The sequence below is a fragment of the Dactylosporangium sp. NPDC006015 genome, from assembly GCF_040614215.1.
GTDB classification, from domain to species: Bacteria; Actinomycetota; Actinomycetes; order Mycobacteriales; family Micromonosporaceae; genus Dactylosporangium; species Dactylosporangium maewongense.
The window spans coordinates 400,502-413,945 of record NZ_JBEXUD010000005.1 but is presented as its reverse complement, the minus strand read 5'-3'; the positions used below and the strand labels follow the sequence as shown (position 1 = coordinate 413,945).

Genomic DNA, 13,444 nt, shown 5'->3' with positions numbered 1-13,444 from the left:
ACCAAGAAGCCGGTCATCGCCAGCGGCGGCGTCTCCAAGCTCGACGACCTGCGCCAGCTCGCCGCCCTCGAACCCGCCGGCGTCGAGCCCACCCCTCGTGGAAACAGCCCGCGGGTCAGACCCGCACGTAGAACCGCAGCGTGATCCAGGCGGTGACCGCGCTGACCAGGCCGCCGGCGCCGGCGAGGACCGGCAGCATCACCCAGATGCTGCTCCAGTCGATCGGCAGCAGGACGTTGGCCAGGGCCTTGAGCGACCCGTCGATGAAGAAGAACTTCGCGGCCACCAGGCCGCCGAAGGCCAGCAAGGCGCCGATCAGGCCAGCGAAGACCGCCTCCAGGACGAAGGGCAGCTGGATGAACCAGTTGGACGCGCCGACGAGCTTCATGACCGCGACCTCACGGCGTTTGCTGTAGGCGGCCACCTGGATGGTGTTGGCCACCAGGAGCAACGCCGCGGCGCCCTGGATGATGGCGACGGTCAAGGCGAGTGTCTGCAACGCGCCGAGCAGCTCGAAGACCTTCTTCAGCAGCTCCTGCTGGTCGACGATGTCGCTGACGCCAGGCTGGGAGATGAACTCCTCCTGGAGCTGCTTGACCGTCTTCGGGTCCTTGAGCTTGACGCGGTACGACTCCGGGAGCGAGTCCTCCTTGGTGGCGTTCACCAGGTCGGGCGCGTCACGGAACTGCGTCTTGAAGCGTGCGTACGCCTCCGACTTGCTCTCGTGCGTCACCTGCTTGACGAGCGCGTTGCTCTCCAACGCGCTCTTCAGGCTGGTCCGCTGATCGTCGGTGACGTCGTTCTTCAGGAAGATGGACACCTCTACCCGCTGGTAGAAGAAGTCCTCCATCTTGTTGACCTGGAAGAACAGCAGCAGGCTCGCGCCCAGCATGGTCAGCGACACCGTCATCGTGATGATCATCGCGATGGTCATGGTGACGTTTCGCCAAAGTCCGGTCAGGACCTCGGACAGGATGTACTTCATGCGCATCGGGTGGGGTTCCTTCCCAGCGGACCCGGCAACGTCAAGGGGTGGCTACGACGAGATCTGGCGATCGTCAGCCGTACACACCGCGCGACTGGTCCCGCACGATCCGGCCGCTCTCGATCTCGACGACCCGGCGGCGCATCTGGTTCACGATGTTGGAGTCGTGGGTGACCATGACCACCGTGGTCCCGGTCCGGTTGATCCGGTCGAGCAGACGCATGATCTCGATCGACGTGTCCGGGTCCAGGTTTCCGGTCGGCTCGTCGGCGAGCAGGATCAGCGGCCGGTTGACGAACGCGCGCGCCACGGCGACGCGCTGCTGCTCACCACCGGACAGCTCATGGGGGTAACGGTGCTCCTTGCCGCCGAGGCCGACGAGCTCCAGCACCTCGGGGACGACGCGGCGGGCGACGCCCTTCGACTTGCCGATGACCTCGAGCGCGAAGGCGACGTTCTCGTAGGCGGTGCGGTTGGGCAGGAGACGGAAGTCCTGGAACACGCAGCCGATCTGCCGGCGGAACGCCGGGATGCGCCACGAGCGCATCGAGGTCACGTCGCGCTCGTTGACGACGACCTTGCCCTTGTTGGGCGTGACCTCATGCAGCAGCAGCTTGATGATCGTGGACTTGCCTGAGCCGGAAGGTCCGATGAAGAAGACGAACTCGCCCTTCTCGATGTTGACGGAAACATCGTCGAGTGAGGGGCGGGACGCCTTCGGATACGTCTTCGTCACGTGGTCAAGCCGAATCACGGGACGTGAGTCTACGCGGTGTGACATCCACGCCAAGTACGCGAAGTGCGTCGCGTGCCGTTTGCCCTAAATGCGAACCCAAAGAGCTGACCCCAACCGCAGGGAGACACGGGATTCCAGCCGCAAGTGTGACGTACACCTCACTTGCGGCCTTGATCGCCTAATTACCGAAGGTGATCGCCGCACTCCAATGCGATGATCACACCCCCGGGGGTCACCCGAAGGGGGTTACGCCGGATTGAGCTCCCGCTGCTTGCGCCACCGGATGCCCGCGTCGATGAAGGCGTCCAGGTCGCCGTCGAAGACCGCGGTGGGGTTACCGGTCTCGTGCTCCGTCCTGAGGTCCTTCACCATCTGGTACGGGTGCAGCACGTACGAGCGCATCTGGTCGCCCCACGAGCCCTGGACGTCGCCGCGGAGCTCGTTCATCTTCGCGGTCTCCTCGGCCCGCTTCACGGCGAGGAGCTTGGCCTTCAGCACGCCCATGGCGGTCGCCTTGTTCTGGATCTGGGACCGCTCGTTCTGGCACGAGACGACGATGCCGGTCGGCAGGTGGGTGAGGCGCACCGCGGAGTCGGTCGTGTTGACGCCCTGGCCGCCGGGGCCGCTCGAGCGGTACACGTCGACGCGCAGCTCGTCGTCGGGGATCTCCACGTCGTCGGTCTGCTCGACGACCGGCACGACCTCCAGCGCGGCGAACGACGTCTGCCGGCGGCCCTGGTTGTCGAACGGACTGATCCGCACGAGCCGGTGCGTGCCCGACTCGACCGACAGCGTCCCGTAGGCATACGGGGCCTTCACCGCGAACGTGGCCGACTTGATCCCGGCCTCCTCCGCATACGAGGTGTCGTAGACGTCGGTGTTGTAGCCGTGCCGCTCCGCCCAGCGCAGGTACATGCGCAGGAGCATGTCGGCGAAGTCCGCGGCGTCGACGCCACCGGCGCCGGCGCGGATCGTGACGAGCGCCTCGCGGGCGTCGTACTCACCCGAGAGCAGGGTGCGCACCTCGAGCTCCTCGATCGACTTGGTCAGCGCCGTGATCTCGTCGGCGACCTCGCCGAGCGACCCCGCGTCGTCCTCGGCCTGGGAGAGCTCCAGGAGGACGATGGCGTCGTCGAGCTTGGCCCGCAGCCGCTCCAGCTTGCCGATCTCGCCCTGCACGTAGGACAGGCGGGACGTCACCTTCTGCGCGGCCGCCTGGTCGTCCCACAGGTTGGGCACGGCCGCCGCTTCTTCGAGCTCCGCCTTCTCCTTGCGGAGCCGGTTGAGGTCGAGGACGGCCTCGATGTTGCGCAGGGTGCCATCAAGGTGCTTGAGCGATTCGGCGTGGTCGAGAGCGGTCACCCTCAAAGACTACGCCGGACCGGCGGGCGCTAACGGGCGGGCGCTATTTGGTCGGGGCGCTCTTGAGCCACGTGAGGGCGGCCTTGTGATAGCCGACCGCGAAGTCCAGCGACGCGGCGAAGAACTCGTCGCCGGACTTCTTCGCCTCTTTGGCCATTTCCCGGGCCTCGGTCAGCGCCGCATTGTGGTATTCCACCGCGTGCGCATACACCTGCTGCAGTTGCGCGCCCGTCTGCTGCACGCCGAAGGCGACACGCAATGCGACAGGATTGCGCAGCGCCTCCCGGCCGGCGGGCTCCGACAGCCAGCGGGTGAATGCCCGCTTGCCGGCGGGAGTGATCGCATAAGGCTGGCTCGAACGCGCGCCGGGCTTGCCGAGCCTGACATAACCAGCGGCGGCGAGCGCGGGGAGCTCGCGGTAGACCTGGCTGCGGGTCATCGACCAGTAGGCGCCGAGGCGTCGCTGGGCGGCGGCCATCAGCTGCCCACCGGTCATCGGCCCCTCGTGCAGCAGACCGAGCAGGGCCGCCGCCGTCGCGTTGACTCCAGATTCCGCCATGAACCCTACGCTGTCATCTTTCTCCGGCTCAGTCCAGGATTTCGACAAATCCACTGTCGACTGTCGCGTCGCGACTGTCGAGTTAGGACGGAAACTTCGGCGGCGAAGGAAAGGACGGCATCGTCGGGAACGGCGGCAGCGGATCACCGATGCCCGGCAGGCTCCGCCCCGGCGACGGCACCGCCGTCGGACGCTTCGTGGGCGTTTTCCCGCCACCGCCCCCGTTGTCTTCGCCGCCCGGTGCGGTGGATTCCTCGACCGGCGGCGCGCTGGACGGCTCCGGGGACGTCGCCGCCGAGGGGGCGGGCGAGTCGCTGGGGACGACCGTGGGCGTGGTGCCGTTCACCCGCGTGGGCTGCCGCCCGCCGCCGTCGAACGCGCCGCTCATGAGCACGGCGCCGACGCCGAGCAGGATGAGCAGCAGCACCGCCCCGCCGACGCCCGCGAGGACCCGGCGGTCGGACCGGCGCTCGCCGGCGGGCGGCGCGGCGGCATCGGACGCGTCGTCGGGGGCACGCAGCCAGGTCAGCGCGCCGGAGTCGGGGTCGGCGGCGGCCGGCGGCGCGTCCGCGGCGGATGCCAGGACGTCGGTCGGCGGCTCGGCGGCATCCTCGAGATCCACCGGGTCCATCGGCGAGGGGTGCACGGGCGCGTCGGGCTTGACAAGCGAGGGGCCGGGGATGGGGCCGGTGGGCCGGTCGGGCAGCACGGGCCAGGCCGCGGGCACGACGACGTCGGTGGACCGCTCCCCCTCGGCGGTGGCGGCCGCCTCGGCGGAGACCTCCCGCTGCTGGGGAACCGCGGGCGTGAGCACCACGGTGAACGCGTCCGGGTTGGGGCCCTCCTCGGCCGGCGGCGCGGCGGGCTCATCCCCGCCGGGCGTGTCGCCGCCCCAGAGCGGGACGTCGGTCACCAGCTCGGGTCCGGCATTCCCGGTATCGACCGGTTCGTCGGAGTCTTCAGACTGTTCGGTCTCAGCCTGTACCGCGGCATCCTCGGCGACGACGTCGGCAGCGGCCTCCGCGGGCGTGGCGGATTCGGCCGGCACGGCGAGGGCCTGCTGCAGCGCCGCGAGGGCTCCGCCGGGAGCGCTCTGCGCCGGCTTGGCGAGCACCACGGCCTCCGCCTCAGCAGCGGACACGACGACCTCGGTGGGCGGTTCCGACTCAGGAGCAGACGCAATCACCTCGGTGGGCGGTTCCGCATCGGAAGGGGACGCGACGACCTCGGCCGGGGGCTCCGCGCCGGAAACGGATGCGATGACCTGGGTGGGCGGTTCCACCTCGGAAACGGGCGCGATGACCTCAGTGGGTGGTTCCACGTCGGAAGCGGGCGCGATGACCTCGGTGGGCGGTTCCACGTCGGAAGCGGGCGCGATGACCTCGGTGGGCGGTTCCGCCTCGGGGGCGAGCGCGATGACCTCGGTCTGAGGCTCCGGCTCCGAGGCCGGCGGGGCGGCGTCCGCCGGCGGCTCCTCCGGCGGGGAAGCCGACAGCTGGGAAGCCGGCAGCTGGGAAGCCGGCACCTCAGCAGGCGGCAGCTGGGACGGCACGGTGGGCAGCTCGGCGACGTCCTGGCGGACCGCCGCGGCGAACGCGCCCGCCCCGCGCGCCTGCGTGGGCAGCTCGGAGAGCGGCAGCCCGTTCGGCTCCGTCGGCAGGTCCTTGATCGGCACGGCCACCATGAGCGCCGCCGAGGCCGCGGCCGGTGAGGTCGGGGCGGTCGGCAGCGGCACCCAGTCGACCCGGCGGACCGGGGCGGACACGGGCGCGGTCTGCTCGGCGGAGCGGGCCCAGAAGGTGACCGCCTCGGCGGGCAGCCGCGGCAGCGGCTCGAAGCCGTCCAGCGCACCCTCGGCGACCCTGAGCCGGCCCATGATCGAGGCGGCCGCCGGACGCATGCGCGGGTCGAGCTCCATGCAGCCCTCGATGATCGGCCACAGCGCGGCCGGCATCCCGGGCGGCGGCACGGGCACGCAGTCCGCGTGGCGGCGCAGGACGTCGTTGGGGGATCCGCCGCGGTACGGGCTCCGGCCGCAGATCAGCTCGAAGAGCACGACCCCGAGCGCGTAGACGTCGGAGGCGGGGCTGGGCAGGCCGCCCGCGACGACCTCGGGCGCCACGTACTCGGGCGTGGCGTGGGTCGGCCCGGCGGGCTGGTCGAGGCGGCGGGCGACGCCGAAGTCGGCGAGGCGCACCGGGCCTCCGTCGAGCGGGACGAGCAGGTTGCCGGGCTTGACGTCGCCGTGGACGATGCCGGCGGCGTGGACGTACGCGAGCGCGTCGGCGACCTGGGCGACGACCTCGGCCGCGGCGGCGGGCGGCAACGGGCCGTCGGCGCGCAGCCGGCGCCGCAGGTCGGGCCCGCCCACGAGCTCCATCGCGATGGCCAGCAGGCCCTTGCCGGTGATCAGGTTGTGGACCCGGATGACGGACGGGTGGTCGAGGCCGGCGAGCAGCTCGGCCTCGCCGAGGAACCCGTCGACGAGCTCGGGCACCTCGGCGGCCTCGGCGCGCATGATCTTGACCGCGACCCATTGGCCGGTCTGCTCGTCGTACGCCCGCCAGACCGCGCCGATGGCGCCGCGGGCGACCTCGGTCTCCAGCCGGTACCGGTCGCCGAGCATGGTCTTCGTCTTCATTGCGGACCCCTCCCCATCACCTAGGACGGTAGGCCCGCATCGATGCGGCTGGACGGCCCGGGTGGGCCGGTTGGCACAAAGAAAGGAGTAGACAGACTACATATGCGAGCGCAGCTCCCCAGCGCCGGTGCTACAGGTGCGAGCGCAGCTCCCACAGCTCCGGGTAGAAGCGCAGCTCGACCCGGGAGCGCAGGTAGGCACCGCCGGCGCTGCCGCCGGTGCCGGCCTTGGTGCCGATCTGCCGCTCGGCCATGAGGACGTGCCGCGCCCGCCACATGCCCCACGCCTGGTCGTGCGCGACCATCGTCTCGGCGAGGTCCCAGAACGGGCCGTGGTGCTCCCGGTCGCGGGAGATCGTGAGCAGCGACGCGATCCGGTCCTCCTTGGTGGCGACGGCGAAGCCCGCCTTCTCCAGGGTGGTGAGGAACGCCTCCCAGAGGCTCGGCTCCTCCAGGCGCCGGTTGAGCCGCGCCTGCTCGGCGTCGGACAGGCCGCGGAAGCGCTGCAGGTACGTCGGATCCTTCAACCCGGAGAGGAACTCGATCTCCCGGAACTGCGCCGACTGGAACCCCGAGGCCGGGGACAGCTTGTTGCGGAAGCGCAGGAAGTCCTGCGGGGTCATCGTGTCGATCACGTCCACCTGCCCGACCAGCACCCGCTGGATCGACAGGCAGCGCTCCAGGCGCACCCTCGGCAGATAGGTCTCGCCGGCGAGGAGGCGGTCGCGGGCGTCGGTGAGCTCGTGGAGGATGAGCTTGAACCACAGCTCGTACACCTGGTGGATGGTGATGAAGAGGAGCTCGTCGTGCGCGGCGGGGTCCGACTCGGGGACCTGCGCGTCGAGCAGACCTGTCAGTTGCAGGTAGTCACCGTACGTGAGGCGGCCGCCCTGCTCCCCGAAATGCGCGTCCTGCCAGTTGCCGGCGACGTTGCCGGGCGATGGGTTGGTCACCTCCCAAACCTATAAGGTCACCAGTCGTGACGAGAGTTGCACTGGTCGGCTGGCTGGGTCGGTTGGCGGCGGACGAGCTGGGCGCGGTGCTGCGCCGCCGTCCCGACGCGCTCGGGGCGCCGCCGCCGGAGGACCTGGTGCAGCTGGCCGCGCGGCTGACCGCCCGGACCGGCGTCGACGAGGTGGTGGCGCGGCTGCCACTGCCGGCCGTGCAGGTGCTGGAGGCGCTGGGCGGCGGACCGGATCCGGTGCCGCTGCCGGAGCTCGCCGACCGGCTCGGCGTCGCCGCCGACGACCCGGCGCTCGACGCGACCCTGCAGGTGCTGCTCCAGCGGGCGCTGGTGTGGCCGTCGGAGGACGACACCGCGCTGTTCACCACGGCGCAGCTGCCCGCCCCTTCCGGGCATGACGCGTTCGAGCCGGTGCCGCCGGCGCCGTCGCTGCGGCCCGCCGACCGGACCGAGGTGCGCGACGCGGCGGTACAGGCGGCGACACTGCTGCTGGAGCGGCTTCCGGTGCTCCTCGACGCGGCGGCGGCGCGCCCACTGAGCCGGCAGCGCTCCGGCGAGGTCGCGGTGCGAGAGCGGCGCCGGCTCGCGTTCACGACCGGCCTCGACGAGCCGACGGTGGCGCTGCTGGCGGACCTCGCGGTCGCGGCGCGGCTGCTGGGGCCCGACGGGGTGCGCTTCGTGCCGACGCTCGCCTACGACGAGTGGGCCGACCGGGCGGCCGCGGACCGGCTCGCCAGGCTGCTGACGCAGTGGTGGTCGGGCGAGCCGCTGCGGCAGGTCGTCGTGCGGGCGCTGCACGAGCTGCCCCCGGACACGGCCGTCGCCGACGTGGAGTCGTTGGCGCCGCTCGTACGGTGGACCGCGCCGCTGCAGACGAGGGCCCTGGACGACCTCGGGTCCGTGGTGGCCGGCATCGTCGACGAGGCCACCCTGCTGGGCGTGTGCGCGGCCGGGGCGCTGAGCCCGCTCGGCCGGGCGCTCGCCGACGGGCGGGGCGTCGCGGAGGTCGCGGCGCGGCTGCTGCCCGCGGGGCCGCCGGCGGACACCCTGCACGTGCGCGGGGTCGGCAGCGTGATCGTCAGCGAGGACACCGACCTGCTGGACTCGCTGGTCGCCGACGGCACGCTGGCGGCGCTGAAGCTGCGCCGGGTCGCGCCGACCGTCGCCGGGTCGGCGCTGTCACCCGTGGACACCCTCGCGGCGCTGCGGGCCGCCGGCTACCGTCCGGCCCGCGACGCCGGCCCGGGGCCGGTCCGGCTGCACCGCGCGCGGGTCGACCACGCGCGCCGCCCACCCGCGCGGGCCACCGTGGACCCGGGCGAGCTGGCGGCGCGGTTGCTCGTGCCGACGCAGCGGACGCCCGATCCGTTGGAGCTGATCCGGCAGCGGGCGCCGCAGCTGCGCGCCGACCAGGCCCAGCTCCTCGCGACCGCGGTGGAGGACGGCTCGCCGGTGTGGATCCGCTACGTCGACGCGCAGGGCCGCGCCTCCGAGCGGGTCATCGACAACGCGCACCTGTCCGGCTCCACCATCGACGCGTGGTGCCGGCTGCGCCGCGACGACCGTGCCTTCACCCTGGACAAGATCGTCGCGGTCGCACCAGCGCGGGTCTAGCCCATGTGCGGGTAGCGGTGGTCGGTCGGCGGCACGAACGTCTCCTTGATCGTCCGCGGCGACGTCCAGCGCAGCAGGTTGTGCCACGATCCGGCCTTGTCGTTGGTGCCGGAGGCGCGCCCGCCGCCGAACGGCTGCTGCCCGACGACCGCGCCGGTCGGCTTGTCGTTGACGTAGAAGTTGCCGGCGGCGAAGCGCAGCGCGTGCGTCGCCCGCTCGACGGCCTGCCGGTCGGTGGCGAAGATCGAGCCGGTGAGCGCGTAGGGCGCGACCGACTCGGCCTGCGTGACGACGGCGTCGTAGTCGGCGTCGGGGTAGACGTGCACGCCGAGGATCGGGCCGAAGTACTCGGTCGTGAAGACCTCGTGCGTGGGGTCCGTGGACTCGACGACCGTGGGCCGGACGAAGAAGCCCTCGCTGTCGTCGGTCGTGCCGCCTGCGACGACGGTGCACGACGGCGAGTTCTTGATCCGGTCGAGGGCCTGGGCGTGCCGGTCGAACGCCCGCCGGTCGATGACGGCGCCGCCGAAGTTGCTGAAGTCGGTGACGTCGCCGTAGGTCAGCTCGTCGGCGGTGCCGGTGAGCTGGTCCTTGATCTTCGCCCAGATGCTGGCCGGGACATACGCGCGGGACGCCGCCGAGCACTTCTGGCCCTGGTACTCGAACGCGCCGCGGATCAGCGCCGTCGTCAGCGCGGCCGGGTCGGCGGACGGGTGGGCGATCACGAAGTCCTTGCCGCCGGTCTCGCCGACGATCCGCGGGTAGGAGCGGTACTCCCGCTCGGCGACGGTCCGGTTGAGGGTGCGGAACACGGCGGTCGAGCCGGTGAAGTGGATGCCGGCCAGGTCGCGGTCGGCGAGGGCGACCTCGGACGTGGCGAGCCCGTCGCCGGTCACCAGGTTGATCACGCCGGCGGGCAGGCCGGCGGCCTCGAACAGCCGCATCGTCAGGTGCGCCGCCAGCTGCTGCGTCGGCGACGGCTTCCACACGACGGTGTTGCCCATGAGCGCGGGCGCGGACGGCAGGTTGCCGGCGATCGCGGTGAAGTTGAACGGGGTGATCGCGTAGACGAACCCCTCCAGGGGCCGGTGGTCGAACCTGTTCCACACCCCGGGCGACGACTTCGGCTGCTCGGCGAGGATCTGCTGGGCGAAGTGGACGTTGAACCGCAGGAAGTCGATCAGCTCGCAGGCCGCGTCGATCTCGGCCTGGATCGCGGTCTTGCTCTGCCCGAGCATGGTCGCGGCGTTGAGCGTGTCGCGCCACGGGCCGGCGAGCAGGTCGGCGGCGCGCAGGAACACCGCGGCCCGCTCGCTGAACGGCAGGTCGCGCCAGCCGGCCGCGGCCCGCTTCGCCGCCTCGACGGCGTCGGTGGCGTCGGCGGTCGTCGCGTTGTGGGTGACGCCGAGCACGTGCCGGTGGTTGTGGGGCTGCACGACGTCGATCGGCTCGCCCGACGCCATGCGCTCCTTGCCGTCGATCGTCATCGTCAGCTCGAACCGCTCGCCCGCCAGGTCGGCCAGGCGGCGCTGCAGGCTCTCGCGCTCCGCCGACCCCGGCGCATAGCCGCGGACCGGCTCGTTGGTCGGGTCAGGCACGGCGAACAGGCCATCCATCACGGGACTCCAGATCTCTACTCGGCAACGTCGGCGAGGTTTCCTCTCATCTTCCCACGGTCCCCTGAACCGTCGTTCGGGTCGCTTCCGCGTACGCTGCTAGCTCGTGGCAACAAAGGTCGTCTCGTCTCAGGTGGAACGCCGGCCCTACACGGTGGTCGTCGTCGCGCTCATGCTGCTCGCGCTGACTCTCTGGTCGACCTACAGCGTCATCGCCAACGCCGCGAGTGAGTTCCTCGTCACCACCCTGGCCGCCCTGGTGCTGCCGAGCATCCTGCTCGCCACGGCCCTCGCCGGTGGCGCGGCCGGGGTGCTGGCCGTCGGCCTGCTGCCGTGGCGCCGGCTGTTCGCGGGCGCCGCCGGTGGTCTGGTCGTGGGGCTGCTCGCGACGGGCGGGATGCTGCTGGCGTACCACCATGGGCCGGCCGTGCCGTACGTCGCGGCGGTCGTGGCCGTGACGGGCGCGCTCGGCGGTGCGGCGGCCGCGTTCCGCTTCCTGGAGGCGGTCACGGCCGGGATCGCCGGCGGCGTGGCGGCCACCGCGCTGGGGCTGGTCGTCGCCTACTTCCAGAACGACCTCGTCGACCTCTTCGGCAACCAGGAGACCGTCGGCACGATGGCCGAGGCCGCGTCCCGCCTGCAGCTGACCACGTCGATCCTCAGCGGCGTGCTGGCCGGTGTGGTCGCGTTCATCGCCCTGCGGCGCACCGGTGCCGCCCTGCCGTGGCCCGTGTACCCGGCGGCGGGCGCCACGGCCGGGGTCGTCACCCTGGTCGCGACGCTGCTGGGCTGGCTGGGGCGGCTGCCGCTGACCGCCGTCGTCGAGGACTACAGCGCCTTCGACGCGCAGATCATCTACAGCCGGCTGCCGGAGCAGATCAACCACGGGATGATCGTGCTCTTCGCGGGCGCCTTCACGGCGATGATCCTGGTCGGCCGGACGATCCGGCGCGCCTAGCTCTTCGCTGTCTTCGCTGTTACTGGATGAGCTGGTCCAGCTCGGACGGGTCGTACCACTCCAGCTCGTGGTCCTCGGCGCCGTCGACGGTGAACTGCGCGTCGGGGTCGCCGGCCGCGGCCTCCTCCACCACCTCCGCGGCGGCCGACACCTCCGGCTCGGCGTCGCGGCCGTCGACGTGGATGGCGGCGACCGCCCGCAGCGGCACCTTGCCCGACACCTCGACCTGGCTCGACCCGAGGTCCAGCCCGGCCATCTTCAGCGCCTTCTCCGGCAGGTCCACGCAGAGCACGACCCTGCGCCGCGGCGCCTTGGGGTCGTGGCGCAGCAGCCGCAGCGCGCTCTGCGCCGCCCGGGTGAACGCGACGTACTCCAGCTCCTCCTCGTCGCCTTCCGCGTACCACTCCCGCAGCGCGGGCGTGACGGCGTGCGCCTCGGACGGCGGGGGCAGCTCGCCGCTCTCCCGCAGGACGGCCAGCTGGGCGAGGGTCGCGGGCAGGTACACACGGGTGAGGTCACTCGTCACGCCACCTGTACTACACCCTCATCGCCGTTTTCGGTGCGGAAACGCCCATGTGTCCTTCAGCGCTCGTGGGGGGCCGTCCGGGGCTGTCGGGGCCTAACGGTGGCAAACTGAGGTCATGGAGCCGCGATTCCTGCTCATGGCCGACGTCGCCGAGCAGTTGAACGTGTCGACGTCGCAGGTCTACCACATGGTCCGCAGCGGCGAGCTGCCCGCGATCAAGGTCGGCGGCCGGGGCCAGTGGCGGATCGAGCGCTCCAAGCTGGAGGAATACATCGAGCGCAAGTACGCGGAGACGGCGGAATGGGTGCGTTCGAACCCGCTCACGGACCGCTTCGACGACGCGCTGTAGCCCCTGCCCACCCGCGCAAAGCGACGCTTACCCATTGTCCAGATTTATCATGTCTCTGCGGTCGAGTTGATCTTGCGTTTGCTTACGTTTGCCTTGACCGGGGTTCGGTACGGTCTTAGAAAGGAGGAGGCAAACGTAGGCAAACGCAAGGATCGGGGGAAGTCATGGCGCCCACCACGACGCCCACTCGCCCACGCCGCGCCCGCACGTCGGCGTCCCGCCCCGGCACCGCGGCCACCACCTCGCCGTCCCGCCGCGCAGCCCGCCCGCCCAGCGACGCGCCCACCCCATCGGCCTGCTCCCCCGCCGGCGCGACCGACCGCCCGGCGGCTCTGGCCGGTGGCGCCGCTGATCACTCGGCGGCAGTGGCCGGTGATGCGGCCGTCGTGGCCCGTCCCGCCCCGCCGCTCGACCCGCCGTGCGAGGAGGCCGTGGTCCGCCGGCCTTCACAACCCACGGCGGCATGGACTTCCTGCCGGGTGACTGGGTGGCGTTCCCCACCAGGGCGGCCCCCGCCTCCGCCCGCCAGGCCCCGGCACCACCCTCGGCCGGGACGCCCGCACTGTCACCGCCGCACCCGTCCGCCCAGCGGTTCGTCGGCATGTGCGTCGAGATCCTCAACGGCTACCGCCCGGCCTCCCACCTGCGCCAGGTCACCCACCCGAAGCACTGCACCGCCATCACCGACCAGCTGATCCGCCGGACCGTCCGCGTCCGCATGACCCCGTCGCACGCCGCCCGCCAGGGCCACCTCGTCCGCGTCAGGCGCATGCTCGTCACCGAACCCCTGCCCGGCATCGCCGAGCTGGTCGCCATCCTCGAGCAGGGCTCCGCCACCTGGGCGATGGCCGTCCGCCTGGAGCGCATGCCCCACCGGACCACGGGCCACCCCACCTGGCTGTGCACCCTGGTCCAGGTCGTCTGAAGCCCCGGTGCCGCCCGCCGGGGGAGGGCGGCAGGCGGCACCGGCCCAAGCCCTGATCCCCCCGCCACACCGCCCGTCCCGGCACGGGGCAGGACGGGCCCCGACAGGGCAGCGGGAGCCCTCACCCGGTCAACCTCGCGGACCGGGTAAGGCTCCCGCTGCCCGGCACCCCACTCACCACCGAGACCCACCACCGAGGTCCGCACAGAC

At 71.8% G+C, this 13,444-nt stretch carries 12 protein-coding genes and 1 pseudogene; 5 read left to right on the top strand and 8 right to left on the bottom strand.

All coding sequences use genetic code 11. From position 1 onward, the window contains the following. Positions 1 to 87: pseudogene (locus ABZ321_RS12415) on the top strand (bifunctional 1-(5-phosphoribosyl)-5-((5-phosphoribosylamino)methylideneamino)imidazole-4-carboxamide isomerase/phosphoribosylanthranilate isomerase PriA); the annotation flags it as partial. Positions 88 to 115: 28 nt separating this feature from the next. On the opposite strand, the gene ftsX reads toward ABZ321_RS12415, so the two are convergent. The 6 genes from ftsX to ABZ321_RS12385 all read right to left on the bottom strand — a co-directional run bounded on the left by ftsX (position 116) and on the right by ABZ321_RS12385 (position 7,235). Beyond that, entirely contained in the window at positions 116 to 991 is an 876-nt protein-coding gene (gene ftsX / locus ABZ321_RS12410) for a permease-like cell division protein FtsX (RefSeq protein WP_344501595.1), read from the bottom strand. 67 nt (positions 992 to 1,058) lie between these two features. Next, positions 1,059 to 1,739 (bottom strand): cell division ATP-binding protein FtsE, encoded by a 681-nt coding sequence (gene ftsE / locus ABZ321_RS12405; protein WP_344501596.1) that lies wholly within the window; start codon positions 1,737 to 1,739, stop codon positions 1,059 to 1,061. A gap of 228 nt (positions 1,740 to 1,967) precedes the next feature. Beyond that, positions 1,968 to 3,083, bottom strand: a complete 1,116-nt coding sequence (gene prfB / locus ABZ321_RS12400; protein WP_344501597.1) for a peptide chain release factor 2 — start codon at positions 3,081 to 3,083, stop codon at positions 1,968 to 1,970. Positions 3,084 to 3,126: 43 nt separating this feature from the next. Further along, entirely contained in the window at positions 3,127 to 3,642 is a 516-nt protein-coding gene (locus ABZ321_RS12395; protein ID WP_354890947.1) for a PadR family transcriptional regulator, read from the bottom strand. Between the two features lie 82 nt (positions 3,643 to 3,724). Further along, positions 3,725 to 6,283, bottom strand: coding sequence for a protein kinase (locus ABZ321_RS12390; protein ID WP_354890936.1), 2,559 nt, complete (start codon positions 6,281 to 6,283; stop codon positions 3,725 to 3,727). Between the two features lie 130 nt (positions 6,284 to 6,413). Beyond that, the gene (locus ABZ321_RS12385; protein WP_344501599.1) at positions 6,414 to 7,235 is read right to left on the bottom strand and encodes a tryptophan 2,3-dioxygenase family protein; all 822 of its coding nucleotides are present in this window, start codon (positions 7,233 to 7,235) and stop codon (positions 6,414 to 6,416) included. Positions 7,236 to 7,261: 26 nt separating this feature from the next. Here ABZ321_RS12385 and ABZ321_RS12380 point away from each other — a divergent pair, with 26 nt between their 5' ends. Continuing rightward, on the top strand, positions 7,262 to 8,860 hold the full coding sequence (locus ABZ321_RS12380; RefSeq protein ID WP_344501600.1) for a hypothetical protein: 1,599 nt from the start codon (positions 7,262 to 7,264) through the stop codon (positions 8,858 to 8,860). On the opposite strand, the gene pruA is transcribed toward ABZ321_RS12380, so the two are convergent. Beyond that, positions 8,857 to 10,476 carry an L-glutamate gamma-semialdehyde dehydrogenase gene (gene pruA, locus ABZ321_RS12375; RefSeq protein WP_354890935.1) on the bottom strand — a complete coding sequence of 540 codons (1,620 nt, stop codon included), beginning with the start codon at positions 10,474 to 10,476 and terminating at the stop codon, positions 8,857 to 8,859. The two genes, ABZ321_RS12380 and pruA, sit on opposite strands and share 4 nt — an antisense overlap. 106 nt (positions 10,477 to 10,582) lie before the next feature. Here pruA and ABZ321_RS12370 point away from each other — a divergent pair, with 106 nt between their 5' ends. Continuing rightward, complete coding sequence (locus ABZ321_RS12370) at positions 10,583 to 11,434, top strand: hypothetical protein (protein WP_354890934.1); 852 nt, start codon at positions 10,583 to 10,585, stop codon at positions 11,432 to 11,434. 19 nt (positions 11,435 to 11,453) lie between these two features. Here ABZ321_RS12370 and ABZ321_RS12365 read toward each other — a convergent pair whose 3' ends face one another. After that, a complete protein-coding gene (locus tag ABZ321_RS12365; RefSeq protein WP_344501603.1) occupies positions 11,454 to 11,960 on the bottom strand; it encodes a hypothetical protein in 507 nt (168 codons plus the stop codon). 115 nt (positions 11,961 to 12,075) lie between these two features. Between ABZ321_RS12365 and ABZ321_RS12360 the strand changes: the two genes are divergently transcribed. Both ABZ321_RS12360 and ABZ321_RS12355 read left to right on the top strand, forming a co-directional pair. Further along, complete coding sequence (locus tag ABZ321_RS12360; protein WP_344501604.1) at positions 12,076 to 12,309, top strand: helix-turn-helix domain-containing protein; 234 nt, start codon at positions 12,076 to 12,078, stop codon at positions 12,307 to 12,309. Positions 12,310 to 12,772: 463 nt separating this feature from the next. Next, positions 12,773 to 13,234 carry an Rv3235 family protein gene (locus ABZ321_RS12355; protein WP_354890933.1) on the top strand — a complete coding sequence of 154 codons (462 nt, stop codon included), beginning with the start codon at positions 12,773 to 12,775 and terminating at the stop codon, positions 13,232 to 13,234. Positions 13,235 to 13,444 lie beyond the last annotated feature (210 nt).